The sequence below is a fragment of the Marivita cryptomonadis genome (assembly GCF_002115725.1).
GTDB lineage: Bacteria > Pseudomonadota > Alphaproteobacteria > Rhodobacterales > Rhodobacteraceae > Marivita > Marivita cryptomonadis.
In genome coordinates this window covers 1-16,934 of record NZ_JFKD01000013.1, presented here as the reverse complement: position 1 = coordinate 16,934, position 16,934 = coordinate 1, and the positions used below count along the sequence as shown (strand labels likewise).

The window sequence follows — 16,934 nt, the reverse complement described above, 5'->3', positions numbered from 1 at the left end:
TTTAATTGACTCGTCAATCAACAAAAACCGACCTCTGTCAGGGAGACCAACAAAATGATGAAATCTTCACTCTCAATCCTCGCGATCTGTGCTGCAGGCGCGGTCGCTGCTGATTGTGACTCAGTCACGTTCTCGGACGTGGGCTGGACCGACATCACAGCGACAACCGCAGCAACCACTGTCGTGCTTGATGCGCTTGGCTATGACACCGACATCAAAGTGTTGTCTGTGCCTGTGACCTACACCGCGCTGGCCGGCGGCGATGTGGACGTGTTCCTTGGCAACTGGATGCCGACGATGGAAGCCGACATCGCCCCCTACCGGGACGCGGGCACCGTCGACACGGTTCGCGCGAACCTTGAAGGTGCAAAATACACGCTGGCCACAAACAAGGCGGGCGCCGATCTGGGCATCACCAGCTTTGCCGCCATCGCCGCTCAACGCGATGCGCTGGAAGGTGAGATCTACGGGATCGAGCCGGGCAATGACGGTAACCGCCTGATCATGGACATGATTGGTGCCAACGCGTTCGACCTCGAAGGCTTCGACGTGGTCGAAAGCTCGGAACAGGGGATGCTGGCACAGGTCGCCCGCGCGGATGATCGTGGCGAACCGGTTGTGTTTCTTGGCTGGGAACCGCACCCGATGAACGCGAATTTCGAGATGACCTATCTTGAAGGTGGCGACGACTGGTTCGGCCCGAATCTTGGCGGTGCAACCGTCTATACCAATACCTCGGCAGGTTACGTCGATGCCTGCCCGAACGTGGGTAAGCTGCTGACGAACCTCGAATTCACGCTCGCCATGGAAAACGAAATCATGGGCGCGATCCTGAATGATGGTGCCGAGGCGCGCGATGCGGCGACCGCTTGGCTGCAGGCGAACCCCGACGCGTACATGAGCTGGCTGGATGGCGTGACCACCAAAGATGGCGGCGATGCCGTGGCAGCCGTGAAGGCCGCGCTTCAATAAACCGGACAGGGCGGCATCACGCCGCCCTTCCTTTTCAGACCGTAGGACCCTTGCATGGACTGGTTGACAGAGAACAAGATCCCGGTGGGAAAAGTCGCCGGGACAGCCTTTGACTGGCTGGAAAGCAATGGCGCGTTTTTCTTTGACGCGTTGTCGGATGCGCTCGAAGCGATGATCGACGGCTTTCTGTGGCTGCTGCAAACGCCCCATCCGTTGGTCATCATCGCGCTGTTTGTGGCGTTGACCTATTATCTGCAACGCAGTTGGAAGGTCGCGCTCTTCGTGGCGCTTGGGTTTCTGTTCATCATCAACCAAGGCTATTGGGAGGAAACGACCGAAAGCCTGACACTGGTTTTGTCGGCCTGCGTGGTCTGCATGGGCGTCGGCGTGCCCATTGGCATCGCGGTGGCGCACAGGCCCCGGCTTTATGCGTGGATGCGACCGGTTCTGGATCTGATGCAGACCTTGCCGACTTTCGTCTATCTTATTCCCGCGATTGTATTTTTCGGCATCGGCATGGTGCCGGGTCTGATCGCGACGGTGATCTTTGTGCTACCCGCACCGATCCGCTTGACCCACCTTGGGGTCAGCTCCACCCCTACCCCACTGATCGAAGCAGCAGAGGCGTTCGGGGCGACCAAATCGCAACTGCTGTGGAAGGTCGAGCTACCTTCGGCGCTGCCACAGATCATGGCGGGGTTGAACCAGACGATCATGCTCTCACTGTCGATGGTGGTGATCGCGGCGCTGGTCGGTGCTGACGGGTTGGGTGTCCCGGTTGTGCGGGCCTTGAATCAGGTGAACACGGCGCGCGGGTTTGAAAGCGGCTTTGTGATCGTCGTGGTCGCGATCATCCTTGACCGCATGCTGCGGATGGAGCGCCAGAAATGAACAACACCCGCGTGGAATTCGACAATGTCTCCATCGTGTTCGGGGACAAACCGCAGGCCGCCTTACCGCTAATGGATGAAGGGCAGGACCGTGGACAGATCCAGCGTGAGACCGGGCAGGTCTTGGGCGTACATGACTGTTCCTTGGATGTGACTGAAGGCGAGATCCTTGTCCTTATGGGCTTGTCTGGCTCGGGTAAATCAACGCTGTTGCGGGCGGTGAACGGGCTGAACCCCGTCGCGCGGGGCTGTGTGCGGGTGCATGACGGCCAAGGGCTGGTGGATGTCACCAACGCCAGCGCCGAGGTGCTGCGAACGATCCGGTTGCGCCATGTGGCGATGGTGTTTCAACAGTTCGGTCTTTTGCCGTGGCGGTCGGTGCGCGAGAATGTCGGGCTGGGGCTGGAACTGGGCGGACAACCGAAGGCCGAGCGTAACGCGCAGGTCGAGAAACAACTGGCCTTGGTGGGCCTCACCGATTGGGCCGACCGCAAGGTCGCGGAGTTGTCGGGAGGAATGCAGCAGCGCGTCGGACTGGCTCGTGCTTTTGCAACGGATGCACCGATCCTGCTCATGGACGAACCGTTTTCGGCGCTCGATCCGCTGATCCGCACCAAGTTGCAGGATGAACTGCTGGAATTGCAGCAACGGCTGAAGCGCACGATCATCTTTGTCAGCCACGATCTGGACGAAGCGTTCAAGATTGGCAATCGCATCGCCATCATGGAGGGCGGGCGGATCGTACAATGCGGGACGCCACAGGAAATCTTCCGCAATCCGTCGAACGCCTATGTGGCTGATTTCGTCAAACATATGAACCCATTGGGTGTTCTGCTCGCACGCGACGTGATGCGCACCGGGACCGCTTCCGCCGAGGCGGTGGCGGTCGACGCGGATGCGCGGGTCCAAGAAGTGATGACCACGCTGGTCAGCAGCGAGGTCGATCTGTCCGTTGTCGAAAGTGGCACGCCGATCGGGGTGATCGGCAAGAACGATGTTCTGGTCTATCTGTCCGATCCCACCGGTGCAGGCGCTACACCTTCAGCATAGTCCCAAGGGCACCTTAAAACGTGTGTGTTCCGTACATTTTTTTGCGGCACCCCCTTGCTACGTATTCAACTTTCTTTATATGTTATCCAAGCAAGGAGGGCTCAGACATGACACCCAAGGTCACAGGTTTTTTTGACGACGCCACCAACACCATTTCCTACGTGGTTCAAGACCCGCAAGGCAGCGCCTGCGCGATTGTCGATAGCGTTCTGGATTTTGACTATGCGTCGGGCCGCACCGACACGAAATCTGCAGATGCCGTAATCGCGTTCGTGAAGGAAAACGGTCTTGAAGTGCAATGGTTGCTTGAAAGCCATGTCCACGCAGATCACCTGAGCGCGGCACCTTATCTTCAGGACGCGCTTGGCGGCAAAATTGGGATTGGCGACCGCATTCAGGTCGTACAGGACACTTTTGGCAAGGTGTTCAACGAAGGCACCGAATTCCAGCGCGATGGCAGCCAGTTCGACAAGCTTTTTGTCGAAGGCGACAGCTTTCACATCGGCCAGATGCGTGCGGATGTGTTGCACACGCCGGGTCACACGCCCGCTTGCCTGACCTATGTGGTCGGGGATGCAGCATTTGTCGGCGACACATTGTTCATGCCGGATTTCGGCACGGCGCGCTGTGACTTTCCGGGTGGCTCGTCCGAACAGCTTTATGACTCGGTGCAAAAGATCCTCGCCTTGCCGGACGAAACCCGCATCTTCGTGGGCCACGACTACAAGGCTCCGGGCCGAGATGACTATGCGTGGGAAACCACAGTAGGTGAACAAAAGGCCAAGAACGTGCATGTCGGTGGCGATGCCACCAAAGACAGCTTTGTCGAGATGCGCAACGCCCGCGATGCGACGTTGGCCATGCCGAAACTGATCATCCCGTCGCTGCAAGTGAACATGCGCGCCGGGCAAATGCCGCCTGCGGACAAGGACGGCAAAGTCTTCCTCAAGATTCCTGTAAACGGATTGTAAAGAAATGAACCCGGATTGGATTTACGGGCTGGTCGGCGGAATGCTGATCGGCACTGGCGGCGCGGTATACCTGCTCGCCAATGGGCGCATCATGGGCGCAAGCGGCATTATCGGCGGTCTGGTCGATGGCAGTGGGCGCAGCACGATGTTGGAACGCATCAGCTTTCTTGCGGGGTTGGCACTGATCCCCGTGGTCCTGTTGTACTTTCTTGGCCCGAAGGAAACCCACGCCACAAGCAACTTCGCGCTGCTGATCGCCGCCGGGCTTTTGGTGGGCGTTGGCACACGTCTGGCCAATGGTTGCACCTCGGGCCATGGCGTCTGCGGGATCTCGCGGATGTCCCTGCGCGGCATGGTTGCGACGGTCTTCTACATCCTTGCCGGCGGTCTGACCGTCGTTTTGTTCCGCCATTTGCTGGGGATCATCTGATGCGCAACTATTTCGCTTTTCTGGCCGGTGGTCTGTTTGGGGCCGGGCTGTTCATTTCGGGCATGACTGACACCCGCAAGGTGCAGGGATGGCTGGATATTTTCGGCAATTGGGATCCGACACTGGCCTTTGTGATGGGCGGCGCGATTATCCCGATGGCGATTGCGTGGCGGGTTGCCGCAAAGCGGCGCTTTGCCCTAACTGGCGACGCCATGCCGCCACCACCCGAACCGAAACTGGGCCGTAACCTTGTGATGGGGTCGGTTCTGTTCGGGATGGGTTGGGGTCTTGTTGGCCTGTGCCCCGGTCCGGCGATTGCTTCGCTCAGTTATGGCGGGATCGAAGGGCTGGTATTTCTTGGAGCGATGGTCGCCGGGATGAGCGCCATGCCAAGCCTACGGGCATGGCTGGACAGGCCCGCGACAGCGCAGTAGGTCTTAGCCATGGATATACGCCCCATTACAGACCGCTATGCTGTGTCGCCGCAGATCGACCCGGAAGATGCCGCCGCCATCAAGGCGGCGGGGATCACCACCGTGATCTGCAACCGCCCGGATGCCGAAGTACCACCGTCGCATCAATCAGACGCGATGCGTATGGCGATCGAGGCTGCCGGGCTCCGGTTCGAAGTGTTGCCGATCACGCACCAAACCATGACCCCCGACCGGGTGGCCCAGCAATTTGCGATGGTCGATGCGTCGGACGGCCCGGTTCTGGCCTACTGCGCATCGGGCACACGCTGTTCGATCCTTTGGGCGCTCAGCCAAGCTGGTCAGAAAAGTGCCGATGAGATTTTGGGCGCAGTGGCACAAGCAGGTTACGACCTGTCGATGCTGCGCCCCACGCTTGACGCTGCGGCAGACGCACAGCGTTAAAGCGCGTCGAGGTTCGGTGTCGCGGAGCTGTCCAAGGCACCGTCCTTACCGTCAATCGCAAGCGATCCCGTCATCTCGAGCGAGGCAGCGCCCAGTGTGGCAGGAAGAGACCCCGTGGGTGCTGGGGTTTCGTTCACAGAATGAACAGACAACGAAACCTGCGGGTCGCGTGAGTGCATAGCGGTCGTTTGGGTTCCGATACGAATGGCGCGAAAGCCATTCATTTGCCCCAGCTTTCCGCGTGCCACCTCGTGTCCCCCGGCCAGAACCAGAGCCGCGGATGTCGTTGCACCCGCCGCGAGCGGCAGCCTGTCCCCCGGCCGCAACGCCTGCGCCTTGTCGAGAGAAATATGGATACGGGTCAACACCGCCTGCATGCGGACAGGCGCCAGCTTGAGCACAGCTTCATGTTTTCCCGGACCGGGTACACCACCCGATTCCGCCGCCTTCTTGGGTTCGGGGAACATAAAGACAACCCCGCCGCTGCGCGTGTCCTGTGCAAGTGCGGTGTCGAATTCGATCACATGATACATGTCCGCATCCAGCACCAGCCCCGCCGTTTGCGCATCTTCGACCAAGGCGCCAAAGCGATAGTCCTGCAGATGTGCCATTTCGGGCTGGGTTGACAACATGGATGCAAACCGGGGCAGCGCCGCATCAATCACCGGGGCAGTCATCGCCGCATCGGTTGGCGTGTAGGCGCGCGCATCGGCTGGAAAACGTGTCACCCTGCCCAAGGTCTGCACATCGATGAACCCAGTGACGATATCGCGATCAAAGGTGGCAAGCCCACGCGCACCAGAATCGTTTTCGAGCACGACAATCAAGTGATCAGGGCCCAACCGCGACATTGCCAGATCGACAGGCATAATATCATCACAGGTGATGCGGGGAACCAGACCAAGCCCCCAAAGCGCATCCGCCGCAATCGACAGCGCGCGGCCCAAGGCACGCGATACCGACCATGCACCGCCGCCCAGCGCCTTGCGTTGTGCCTGCGCCTTGCGCTGCAAAACCGTGTCTGTGACGGTGTCGTTCATATTAGTGCCGTCTGCCCCCTTGGCCTTTTGTCCGGTTATCGCCGGAATTGGTTACCAAGGGCTTAGCAAATCTGCACAGAGCACCTATTGGGCGGCCAATGCGATGCGGTAGGGCAAGACAACGCGGAACGTCGCACCACGCGAAGAGGGCACATAATCGACCGATCCCCCCAAGCGCGTCATGACTTGGCGGCAGATGGCCAGCCCAAGACCTGCGCCACCTGCTTTTTGGTCGCTGACGCGGGCGAATTTTTCAAAGATCATGTCCACAGCGTCGGGTGCAATGCCGGAGCCGTTGTCGTGAAAATCAATCACCACGCGGTCGGTTTCCTGCATCACACGGATCACCAGACGAGGCGTTTGAGCATCACAATATTTGCGCGCATTGGCGATCAGGTTGATGAAAACCTGACTAAGCCTGTCCAGATCGGTGTGCAGCACGATGTATTCCCGACCCATGTCGCGTTCGATGGCCATTTGGACACCGTCTTCACCGATAGCCGCCGCAGATACGGCCCGGTCAAGCGCATCGCGCAAGCTTCCTTCGCGCAGATTCAGGTTCACCTGCCCGTTCTCGACCACACTCAGGTCCAGCAAATCGTCGAGCAGTCGGGTCAAGCGCTGCGCTTCGTCATGGATGATCGACGCATAGCGCGACTGGTCGTTCGGAGTCATCTGGTCAGTGTCACGCAGGATCTCGGAAAATGCCCGGATCGAGGTCATCGGTGTGCGCAATTCGTGGCTGATTTGGCTCAGGAAGGCGTCTTTCTGGATCGAAAGGCGGGTGAGCTTTTGGTTGGCATTGCGCAATTCCAAAGCGGTGCGGCTGAGTTCTTCGGACTGTTCCTTGAGCCGTGCCGAGTATTCCAGCATCTGCGCCGTTTCATCCGCCACCGCCATCAAATCTTCGACGGAAATCGCCATGCCACCCGTGATCTGCCCAACCATCGCATGGGCGGTTGCCGCCCCGACAGAGCTTCCCAATTCGCGCTCCAAAGCCTCAAGAAAATCAGGTGTCGGCGCCGGCAAATTCCCACGCGCGCCCTGGCGCCGTGCGTGCCGCAAGAACAGCGCTTGCGCCTCTCCCGCACCCAGAATGCGTTGCGCCATCACCATCAGGTCTTCGGTTTGTGCCGTTCCACCAGACCAGCTTCGAGCATTGGTTGAATGCTCGAAAATGTTGACGAATTGTGCCGCCTGAAGCCGCTCCAACGGTGACGGGAAGGTGACAAGCGAGACACCGACAAAGGCCACAACGTTGAACAACATGCTCCAAAGCAGCGCATGCATGAGTTGGTCCATACCCTCGATGCCAAACAATGCGTCAGGCTTCAGCCAAGCCAAACCAAACAGCCCGTTGTCGATGATCGCCACCGGCAGGATTGTTCCGACACCAAAGCTGGGCAGGTAGAGCGTATAGAGCCAGATCGCAAAGCCCGCGGTGAGTCCGGCAAACGCCCCCATCCGTGTGGCTCCACGCCAGAACATGCCACCCAGCATCGCGGGCAAGACCTGCGCGAGACCACAAAACGCCACAAGGCCAATGGAGGCCAGCGCTTCGCCTCCACTGGACAGTCGGAAATACAGATAGCCCAACATCACCACGCCAACGATGGAGATCCGTCGCGCCATGAGAACGGCAGCCCGGACGTCGCCTGATACGCTGGCCCCGCTTGGGCGCAGTTGCAGCCAGATGGGCATCACGATGTGGTTCGACACCATGGTCGACAATGCAATTGCCGCGACGATCACCATCGAAGTGGCGGAGCTGAACCCACCAAGGAAGGACAGCATCGCCAACCCGTTTTCGCCCAGCGCAAGCGGGATAGTCAGAACGAACAGGTCGGGGTTGGATCCGTCGGGCATGATGTCGAGTCCCACCACCGCGATAGGCACAACAAACAAGCTGATAAGGCAAAGATAGAGCGGAAACGCCCAGCTTGCGGTCCGCAGGTGGCTTTCGTCGTCGTTCTCCACCACCAGTACCTGAAAGGTTCGGGGCAGGCACAGGAAAGCCGCCGCAGACAGAAAGATCAGCCCGGCCCAACGGCTGCGATCGGTGTGCCATTCGCCGAACTCGGACGCGTCGATCCGGTTGAGCGCCTCGGTCAATCCGCCCGACACCCCCCAGACCACGAAAATGCCAACAGACAGCAATGCCACAAGCTTGACGACAGCTTCCACCGCAATGGCCATGACCACCCCGTCATGCCGCTCTTTGGCGTCAAGGTTGCGCGTGCCGAACAGCACTGTGAACACCGCCAATCCCAATGACAGCCACAACGCCACACGGGCCTGATCCTGTGCCGCCAGCCCATCGGACTGCGCGGCGAAAACCGAAAAGGACAACGTCACGGACTGCAATTGCAGCGCGATGTAGGGCGTCGTGCCAATCACCGCGAGGATCGTGACACCGGCAGCCAGCAGGCTGGATTTGCCATAGCGGGATGAGATCAGGTCAGCGATGGAGGTGATTTTCTGCGTCCGACCGATCCGGATCAATTTGCGCAACAGCCACCACCAGCTGACCATCACGATCGTCGGTCCAAGGTAGATGGTCAGGTATTCGAAGCCGTTGCGCGCCGCAGACCCGACCGCGCCGTAGAACGTCCAAGCTGTACAATAGATCGACAGCGATAGCGTGTAGATCAATGGCGAACGCAACCACGCCTTTTTGCCCTGCAGCGCCAGCCTGTCGGCGGCGAAGGCGACGAAGAACAGGAAAAACACATAGGCCGTACAGACTGCGACCAGCAGGTTGAGCGTGCTCATGTCTCGGTGTCCGGCGGTTCGTCCACCTCATCGGCCAACAGGCGTGACAACCCCCAAGTCAAAAGGATCACCCCGCCCCAGACCGCAAAGATGTAGATCAGTGCTGTGGCGCTGCTGACGGTGCCATCACCTGTTTGCGGCCAGATCAACGGCACGCTCCAGAGGATCAGTGCAAGAATGGGGGCGACACGCGCGGCGTCCATGACCCGACGTCTGCGATAGGTGCGTCTTTCGTGAAAGACAGTCGGCGATCCGGGCCTGTCCGTCTCGCGTTTCATTTGGCAGCAAGGGCTCTCACGGTTTCGAGCACATCCGCATTCGAGAATGGTTTTGTCATGAAGGCGTCACAGCCAGCACGTTCCGCGATCTCGCGATCCTTGGTCTGGCCCCGCGCGGTCAGCATAAGCACCGGCAGGCCATTGATCTCGGGGTCGTCCCGCAATTCGCGCAGGATGTCATAGCCGCTTTTTCCTGGCAGCATCACATCGAGGATCACCACGTCCGGTCTCCTCTCTTTCACCATTTCGACAGCATCCGCCCCGTTGGAGTGGGTTTTGACCGTCCATCCATCCCTAGACAGGATGAAGCTTATCGCCTCAATGATGTTGGGTTCGTCTTCAATCAACAGAACCTGTTTGGACATGCGCGCCCTCCCCCGTGCCGCAAGCTGCTGGTCGGCTTTTTGCCGTTATTTTGGGCCAGCTTGCATAAACTATTACGAAGTGCAGGCAATGTGTCAAAGCTTCCGCGGTGCCGACGCGACCATGATCGACGGTTCACGTCGTGCTTCGCAGGTTGGGTGGGGGCAGATCCGGCACGTAAGGCCAACATGGCGGGTTTGTTCCGATACGTCGCGCTTGGGTTCCGGCACAATCAGCATGTGGCTCTCGAACAGAACGTCCTCGCCCGATCGGGCCGGACCGGTGGGTTGGGAAATGGCGTAGCCGCGATGACGGGCTGCGGCGCGGGCAGATTGCTCCATCACTTCGACATGCACCATCATCGGCCGCGCCAGCGCCCTGTATAACGGCCAAAGCGCACAACCAGCGCCGAGTCGCGGCAAGGGAAATTCCGGCAGTGGCTTACGGAAGGTCGTCACACCAGACCCGTCGCAAATCGCCAAACCCACAGGTTCGGGCAAGATGTCTTCGGGCAGATGCGCCAGACGGCGCATGGCACTGGCCAGATCGCAACCGAACCGCGCTGCAAAGGCAAACGGATCGTTGCCTGATACCGCCACCGTATCGGCACTCTCGCCCAGCGGCATCCGTTCAGCGTCTGCACGATACCGCGTAATGGCACGCCGCAAAAGCCATCGCGCGGCTTGCGAAACACCCTGTCCCAACTCTGTAGCCACCGCATCGACATCCACGTCCGATGTTTCCAGCGCCGGAAAATGGAACCCGAATTTCTGAAACACCCCGTCAAGTTCATCCTGCGGAGCATTGGTTTCAGACGCCTCGGAATCCGCCTCTTCAAGATATTGCGCCAAGCTGCGGCTCGTGTCGGCTAGCCGGGCACTGTCTTCATAGATGTTGCGATTGAAGCGGCGTTGCCATTCCGGTTCGATATCGCCCGGTTCGGCAAGGATCGACGCCGCAGAGCGGATCGCGGTCACGGTCGACAACATCTCGTGCAGGGATGCCGCCAGATGCGGGTCATGAGTCAAACGGTCGGTGAGCGCCTCGACGCTGCGTTGGAGCGTTTCGACCTTGCGCTGGTTGTCAGCCAAAAGAGCCGCCCAGCCGGGAAACCGCCCGGCGAATTCCTCTACCCGAACGAACTCGGCCTCGGACATGTCGATACCGCTGGCCGCCTCGCGCAAGGTGGCCAACAGCGTCGTCTCGGCACCTTCGGTCAAAGACCCCGGCTCAACCCCCAGCGCATGGGCGATATCGACAAGCAATTTACCGCCGATTCTGCGCCGGTTGTGTTCGATCAGATTCAGGTAGGATGGCGAGATGTCCGCGCGTTTGGCCAATTCGGACTGCTTCAACCCGGCCATCACGCGCCGCTCGCGAATGCGGCTTCCTGTCAGAGTGTCGCGGGGCATCTCAAATTCCCGTGATGAATCAATCCGTTTCTGCACTGCAGAAGAAAGAAATTTACAGGTTTCTGCAATGCGCTGTAGATTTTTTGACAGAAAAACTGTTTGAAGCAAAGCGCTTATTGCTATGTTTTCCATGCATAGCCGATAATCAATTTGCACATATGTGCGGTGCTGGCGGATGGAGGAACGCCGCCAGACCCTTAAAGACATTGGGAGGATTATATGTCCAAAGGCAACCTGACACGTCGCGGCGTGCTCAAGACAGGTGCTGTAGCAGGTGCGGGTCTCGCTCTGCCCACGTATCTGTCCGCAGCCGGCCATGAAGGCTTTACAAACGCACCGACAGGCTCGACCGTCACGCTGGGTTTCAACGTACCCCAGTCCGGTCCTTACGCAGACGAGGGTGCAGACGAACTCCGCGCCTACGAACTCGCTGTCGAACACCTGAACGGTGAAGGCGACGGCGGTATGCTGAACACCTTCTCGTCGAAGGCATTGGACGGCACCGGTATTCTTGGCAAGAAAGTCGAATACGTCACGGGCGACACGCAGACAAAGTCTGACGCAGCGCGCGCATCGGCAAAGTCGATGATCGAAAAAGACGGCGCCGTGATGATCACTGGCGGCTCGTCCTCGGGTGTGGCTGTTGCCGTTCAGGCACTTTGCCAAGAAGCTGGCGTCATCTTCATGGCGGGCCTCACGCACTCCAACGACACCACGGGTAAAGACAAGCGGGCCAACGGCTTCCGCCACTTCTTCAACTCGTACATGTCCGGTGCAGCTCTGGCTCCCGTGCTTGCAGCCAACTACGGCACCGACCGTAAGGCATACCACCTGACAGCCGACTACAACTGGGGTTACACCACAGAAGAAGCGGTGAAGTCCTCGACCGAAGCGATGGGCTGGGAAACTGTCGGCACGGTTCTGACACCGCTGACACAGACCGACTTCTCGTCCTACATCACGCCGGTTCTGCAATCTGACGCAGACGTTCTGGTTCTGAACCACTACGGCGGAAACATGGTGAACTCGCTGACCAACGCGGTTCAGTTCGGTCTGCGTGACCGGATCGTGAACGGCAAGCAGTTCGAGATCGTTGTTCCGCTCTACTCGCGCCTCATGGCGAAGGGTGCTGGTGCCAACGTCAAGGGCATCTTCGGTTCGACAAACTGGCACTGGTCGCTGCAGGACGAAGGCTCCAAGGCATTCGTTCAGTCCTTCGGCACCAAGTACGGCTTCCCGCCGTCGCAGGCCGCACACACCTGCTATGTTCAGGCCCTGCTCTATGCAGACGCTGTTCAGCGTGCAGGCTCGTTTGCACCTTGCGCGGTTGTCGAAGCGCTCGAAGGCTTCGAATTCGACGGAATGGGCAACGGCCCGACCCTCTACCGTGCGGAAGACCACCAGTGCTTCAAGGACGTTCTGGTTGTGAAGGGTAAAGAAAACCCGTCCTCCGAGTTCGACCTCCTCGAAATCGTGGAAGTCACACCGGTCGATCAGGTTACGTACGCACCCGATCACCCGCAGTTCGCCGGCGGCGCGCTGGGTACCTGCAACAACGGCGCGTAAGCCCTTGTTTCTTGAGGTGGGCCAAACGGCCCGCCTCATCTCTTCTTCAGCCCGTTGCTGTTACGGGCTGCCTGCACTTCCACACTTCTGACCGCAAAGGGTGGGGCAATGGACGCCATAATCCTGCAAATTCTCAACGGGCTCGACAAGGGCTCGGCCTACGCGCTGATCGCGTTGGGCCTGACACTCATCTTCGGCACGCTGGGCGTGGTGAACTTCGCGCATGGTGCGCTGTTCATGATCGGTGCGTTCTGCGCCGTCACGCTGTCGCGCCTGCTCAGCCTGAGCCACAAGGTCGAGGTTCCCGGAGCCGTCGACTTCCTTGGCAATCCGCAGATGCGCGATGTGCCATATATCTACGACATTTTTGGCGAAAGCCTTGGCGCGGGGATCATCGACTGGGCGGTGCCTTTGTCGATCCTGTTCGCCATCCCAGTGATGATCCTGATCGGTGTGATCATGGAACGCGGGCTGATCAAACACTTCTACAAGCGCCCCCATGCGGACCAGATCCTTGTGACCTTTGGTCTTGCGATCGTGCTTCAAGAGATCATCAAGTACTACTACGGGGCAAACCCGATTCCGACCCCGGCCCCTTCTGCCTTTGTTGGATCATTCGACTTTGGCGCGCTTGTCGGGTTCGAACCCGGAACGATCATCTACCCCTACTGGCGACTGGTCTACTTTGCGTTTGCAGCCGTCATCATCGGCGCCGTGTTTGCCTTTCTGCAGTTTACCACCTTCGGCATGGTCGTACGTGCAGGGATGGCAGATCGTGAAACCGTGGGTTTGCTGGGCATCAATATCGACAAGCGGTTCACCATCATGTTCGGGCTGGCCGCTGCGGTCGCGGGCCTTGCCGGCGTGATGTACACCCCAATCAATTCACCCAACTACCACATGGGGATGGACTTCCTTGTCCTGAGCTTTGTCGTGGTGGTTGTCGGCGGCATGGGATCGCTTCCAGGTGCGGTGCTTGCTGGCTTCCTGCTGGGTATCCTCGAAAGCTTTGCCTCGATGCGCGAAGTCATCGCCATCATTCCCGGCATCAACCAGGTGATCATCTACCTTGTCGCCATCATTATTCTACTGACGCGTCCGCGTGGCCTGATGGGTCGCAAGGGCGTGATGGAGGACTGATCCATGTTCGGACTGGACAAAAAAGACGCATCCCTCCTGCTGATCGTGGCAGTGTTGGTGGCCTTTGCCCCCTTCTTCCTGAACCCCTTCCCCGAGGGGTCGGCGATGGCACAATTCAACGCGGGCTACCCTGATTTGATGCAGCGCTTCGTGATCTTCGGCATCTTTGCCATCGGCTTCAACATCCTATTCGGCCTGACCGGATACCTGAGCTTCGGTCACGCCGCCTTCCTCGGAGTGGGGTCCTACGCCGCGGTCTGGATGTTCAAGCTGCTCAGCATGAACGTCGTCCCCGCAATCGTCCTTGCGGTCATCACCGCAGGCGTGTTCGCCCTGATCATCGGCTATGTCAGCCTGCGTCGCTCGGGCATCTACTTCTCAATCCTGACGCTGGCCTTTGCGCAGATGTCCTTTGCCCTGGCATACTCGGTTCTGACCCCGATCACCGGTGGTGAAACAGGCCTGCAACTGGCGTTGGACGATCCGCGCATCTTTGGCGCGGCCACCACGGCAGAAGGCAACATTCCGGTTCCTGGCTTTTTCGGCCTTGAGATGCGCGACAGCACCGAACTGGTGTTCGGCAACTGGGTGTTCACCTTCAATGTCGGCTACTACTTTGCCGCCATTATCATGCTGATCTCGTTCTACCTGTCGATCCGCATCTTCCGGTCGCCGTTCGGCATGATGCTACGCGCTATCAAATCGAACCAGCAGCGCCTGAATTACACCGGCCTTAACCCGCGTCCCTATACGCTGGCGGCCTTCGTGATCTCGGGTATGTACGCCGGTCTCGCAGGTGGCCTGATGGCGTCGATGGACCCTCTGGCAGGTGCCGAACGTATGTTCTGGACCGCGTCGGGCGAGGTTGTCCTGATGACCATTCTTGGTGGTGTCGGCACGCTCATCGGCCCGGTTCTGGGGGCTGGCCTGATCAAGTACATGGAAAACATCATTTCCAAGATCAACTCGGACATCCTGCACAGCTGGTTCGCCTTCCTGCCCGACGGGCTCGAAGATGTGGTCGTCACCCTGATCTACCCGTTCATCGGCAAGGGCTGGCACCTGACACTGGGGATCGTGTTCATGCTGGTCGTGATCTTCCTGCCCGGTGGCCTTGTTCAGGGGGGCCAAAAGATCGCTGCACTCTTTGGTCGCAAAAAGGCCAAAGAACCTAAGAACGCAACCACCGAACCTGCGGAATAAGGAGACGGACAGATGGGAATTCTCGAAGTCAAAGACGTGAACAAACGGTTCGGTGGCCTGCAAGCACTTGGCAATGTGAACCTCAGCGTGGCGGAGAACACCTGCCACGCGATCATCGGACCCAACGGTGCGGGCAAGTCTACCTTGCTCAACTGTCTGGTGGGCAAGCTGATCCCGGATACCGGGTCGGTCATGTTCGACGGACAGAGCGTGCTGGGCCGTACCCCGTTTGAAATCAACCAGATGGGCATTTCCCGTGTTTTCCAGACGCCCGAGATCTTCGGCGATCTGACGGTGATGGAAAACATGCTGATCCCGTGCTTTGCGCGGCGTGACGGCTCTTTCGCCCTGCACGGCATCCGGTCGGTCTTTAGCGAAGGCGAACTGCGCGACCAAGCCGAACAGATGCTGGAAGAGGTCAACATGCTCGACAAGCGGAACATGCACTCCGCCTCGATGTCACGCGGGGACAAACGCCGTCTCGAAATGGCAATGTGCCTTGTTCAAAATCCCAAATTGCTGCTGCTCGATGAACCTACAGCGGGCATGGCGCGGGCCGACACGAACAACACGATCGACCTGCTCAAAGAGATCAAGGAAAAACGCAACATCACCATCGCGATCATCGAACATGATATGCATGTGGTGTTCTCACTGGCCGAACGGATCACCGTTCTGGCGCAGGGCACGCCTTTGGTCGAGGACACTCCCGAGAACATCAAAGGGCATCCGAAAGTCAAGGAAGCCTATCTCGGCGAAGCCGCGTAACCCCATTTGGCGGGGTCTCCCCGCCACCCCTCCCACAGCGAGGACAGAATTATGAACGTCAAACCCGACTTTTCGAAAAACGCCAATCACGCACAAACAGCCCCGGCTTTCCTGTCCGTCTGGGACATGCACGCCTACTACGGCGAAAGCTATATCGTGCAGGGCATCTCGTTCAACGTCCACGAAGGCGAGATTCTCGCTCTTTTGGGACGTAACGGTGCAGGCAAGACCACCACGCTGCGCGCCATCGCGCGGATGGACAGCCCGCAGGTCAATCACGGTGAAATCTGGCTTGATCATCAACCGTTGCACAAGATGTCTTCGTACGAAGCCGCATCAGTCGGTCTGGGTCTTGTACCCGAAGACCGCCGGATCATCCCCGGCCTTACCGTTGAGGAGAACCTGCAACTGGCGCAAATCGCACCGCCCGTCGGCTGGTCGATCGAACGCATTTACGACCTCTTCCCGCGCTTGGGTGAACGCCGCAGTCAAGAAGGCGTGACACTGTCGGGCGGCGAACAGCAAATGCTATCGATTGCCCGCGCCCTCGCCCGTGACCTCAAGGTGCTGCTGCTGGACGAGCCTTACGAAGGTTTGGCGCCGGTGATCGTTGACGAGATCGAAAAGACCCTGCGCGTGATCAAGGAACAAGGGATGACGACGATCCTTGTCGAACAGAATGCTGTACGCGCGCTGCAATTGGCGGATCGGGCAATCATCCTCGACACTGGCTCTATCGTGTTTGATGGCTCGGCGGCAGAGGTTCTGGAAAATGCCCAACTGCGGGCCGAATACCTCGCGATCTGAGCAAGGCCAAGCCGTCTGCGACTTTTGCCGCCCTTGCCATTTCCCGGCGGGGGCGGTTTTGTTTGACCAAAGAGGAGGACACCCATGACTGATACAACCTATCCCCCGTCCAAAGAGATGGTCGAAAACGCGCATATTGATGCGTCTCGTTACGAGGAGATGTATGCGCGGTCGGTGTCTGATCCTGAGGGGTTTTGGGCGGAGGCGGCGCAGCGTCTGGACTGGATGAAGGCACCGACGCAGATCAAGGACGTGGATTTCACGCTGGGTCAGGTCAAGATCAACTGGTTCGCCGATGGCACGCTGAACGTGGCGGCCAACTGTGTCGACCGGCATCTGGCGACCCGCGGTGACCAGACCGCGATCATCTTCGAACCCGATGATCCCAACGAGCCGG

18 protein-coding genes are annotated in these 16,934 nt (G+C 59.0%); 13 read left to right on the top strand and 5 right to left on the bottom strand.

Translation table 11 applies throughout. The features are described from left to right. Positions 1 to 57: 57 nt before the first annotated feature. The 7 genes from choX (at position 58) to MCRY_RS14580 (ending at position 5,188) form a co-directional block, all read left to right on the top strand. The gene (choX, locus tag MCRY_RS14610; RefSeq protein ID WP_085631403.1) at positions 58 to 972 is read left to right on the top strand and encodes a choline ABC transporter substrate-binding protein; all 915 of its coding nucleotides are present in this window, start codon (positions 58 to 60) and stop codon (positions 970 to 972) included. A 54-nt stretch (positions 973 to 1,026) separates the two neighbouring features. After that, on the top strand, positions 1,027 to 1,863 hold the full coding sequence (gene choW / locus MCRY_RS14605; protein WP_085631171.1) for a choline ABC transporter permease subunit: 837 nt from the start codon (positions 1,027 to 1,029) through the stop codon (positions 1,861 to 1,863). Then, positions 1,860 to 2,912 (top strand): choline ABC transporter ATP-binding protein, encoded by a 1,053-nt coding sequence (gene choV, locus MCRY_RS14600; protein ID WP_085631169.1) that lies wholly within the window; start codon positions 1,860 to 1,862, stop codon positions 2,910 to 2,912. Before choW ends, choV begins: the two co-directional genes overlap by 4 nt. A 107-nt stretch (positions 2,913 to 3,019) precedes the next feature. Then, positions 3,020 to 3,883, top strand: a complete 864-nt coding sequence (locus MCRY_RS14595) for an MBL fold metallo-hydrolase (protein ID WP_085631167.1) — start codon at positions 3,020 to 3,022, stop codon at positions 3,881 to 3,883. A gap of 4 nt (positions 3,884 to 3,887) precedes the next feature. Next, complete coding sequence (locus MCRY_RS14590) at positions 3,888 to 4,313, top strand: YeeE/YedE family protein (RefSeq protein WP_085631165.1); 426 nt, start codon at positions 3,888 to 3,890, stop codon at positions 4,311 to 4,313. Continuing rightward, entirely contained in the window at positions 4,313 to 4,747 is a 435-nt protein-coding gene (locus MCRY_RS14585; RefSeq protein ID WP_085631163.1) for a DUF6691 family protein, read from the top strand. Before MCRY_RS14590 ends, MCRY_RS14585 begins: the two co-directional genes overlap by 1 nt. A gap of 9 nt (positions 4,748 to 4,756) precedes the next feature. Continuing rightward, entirely contained in the window at positions 4,757 to 5,188 is a 432-nt protein-coding gene (locus MCRY_RS14580) for a protein tyrosine phosphatase family protein (RefSeq protein WP_085631161.1), read from the top strand. On the opposite strand, the gene MCRY_RS14575 is transcribed toward MCRY_RS14580, so the two are convergent. From MCRY_RS14575 to MCRY_RS14555, 5 genes are all read right to left on the bottom strand, one after another. Next, on the bottom strand, positions 5,185 to 6,228 hold the full coding sequence (locus tag MCRY_RS14575) for a FliM/FliN family flagellar motor switch protein (protein ID WP_085631159.1): 1,044 nt from the start codon (positions 6,226 to 6,228) through the stop codon (positions 5,185 to 5,187). The two genes, MCRY_RS14580 and MCRY_RS14575, sit on opposite strands and share 4 nt — an antisense overlap. Before the next feature lie 84 nt (positions 6,229 to 6,312). Continuing rightward, positions 6,313 to 9,000 (bottom strand): sensor histidine kinase, encoded by a 2,688-nt coding sequence (locus MCRY_RS14570; RefSeq protein ID WP_085631157.1) that lies wholly within the window; start codon positions 8,998 to 9,000, stop codon positions 6,313 to 6,315. Then, complete coding sequence (locus MCRY_RS14565; RefSeq protein WP_085631155.1) at positions 8,997 to 9,278, bottom strand: hypothetical protein; 282 nt, start codon at positions 9,276 to 9,278, stop codon at positions 8,997 to 8,999. The genes MCRY_RS14570 and MCRY_RS14565 overlap by 4 nt, the downstream gene beginning before the upstream one ends. Next, on the bottom strand, positions 9,275 to 9,643 hold the full coding sequence (locus tag MCRY_RS14560; RefSeq protein WP_085631153.1) for a response regulator transcription factor: 369 nt from the start codon (positions 9,641 to 9,643) through the stop codon (positions 9,275 to 9,277). Before MCRY_RS14560 ends, MCRY_RS14565 begins: the two co-directional genes overlap by 4 nt. 93 nt (positions 9,644 to 9,736) lie before the next feature. Then, positions 9,737 to 11,053, bottom strand: coding sequence for a helix-turn-helix domain-containing protein (locus tag MCRY_RS14555; protein ID WP_085631401.1), 1,317 nt, complete (start codon positions 11,051 to 11,053; stop codon positions 9,737 to 9,739). Between the two features lie 219 nt (positions 11,054 to 11,272). On the opposite strand from MCRY_RS14555, the gene MCRY_RS14550 reads away from it, so the two are divergent. The 6 genes from MCRY_RS14550 to MCRY_RS14525 all read left to right on the top strand — a co-directional run. Beyond that, the gene (locus MCRY_RS14550) at positions 11,273 to 12,619 is read left to right on the top strand and encodes a substrate-binding protein (protein ID WP_085631151.1); all 1,347 of its coding nucleotides are present in this window, start codon (positions 11,273 to 11,275) and stop codon (positions 12,617 to 12,619) included. Positions 12,620 to 12,727: 108 nt separating this feature from the next. Further along, the gene (locus MCRY_RS14545; protein WP_085631149.1) at positions 12,728 to 13,759 is read left to right on the top strand and encodes a branched-chain amino acid ABC transporter permease; all 1,032 of its coding nucleotides are present in this window, start codon (positions 12,728 to 12,730) and stop codon (positions 13,757 to 13,759) included. A gap of 3 nt (positions 13,760 to 13,762) precedes the next feature. Continuing rightward, positions 13,763 to 14,962, top strand: coding sequence for a branched-chain amino acid ABC transporter permease (locus MCRY_RS14540; protein WP_085631147.1), 1,200 nt, complete (start codon positions 13,763 to 13,765; stop codon positions 14,960 to 14,962). Between the two features lie 12 nt (positions 14,963 to 14,974). Beyond that, the gene (locus MCRY_RS14535) at positions 14,975 to 15,730 is read left to right on the top strand and encodes an ABC transporter ATP-binding protein (protein WP_085631145.1); all 756 of its coding nucleotides are present in this window, start codon (positions 14,975 to 14,977) and stop codon (positions 15,728 to 15,730) included. A gap of 51 nt (positions 15,731 to 15,781) precedes the next feature. Then, positions 15,782 to 16,537: an ABC transporter ATP-binding protein gene (locus MCRY_RS14530; protein WP_085631143.1), complete on the top strand. Its 756-nt coding sequence runs from the start codon at positions 15,782 to 15,784 to the stop codon at positions 16,535 to 16,537. 84 nt (positions 16,538 to 16,621) lie between these two features. Next, a partial coding sequence (locus MCRY_RS14525; RefSeq protein ID WP_280523429.1) for an acetyl-coenzyme A synthetase N-terminal domain-containing protein occupies positions 16,622 to 16,934 on the top strand: 313 nt, incomplete at its 3' end.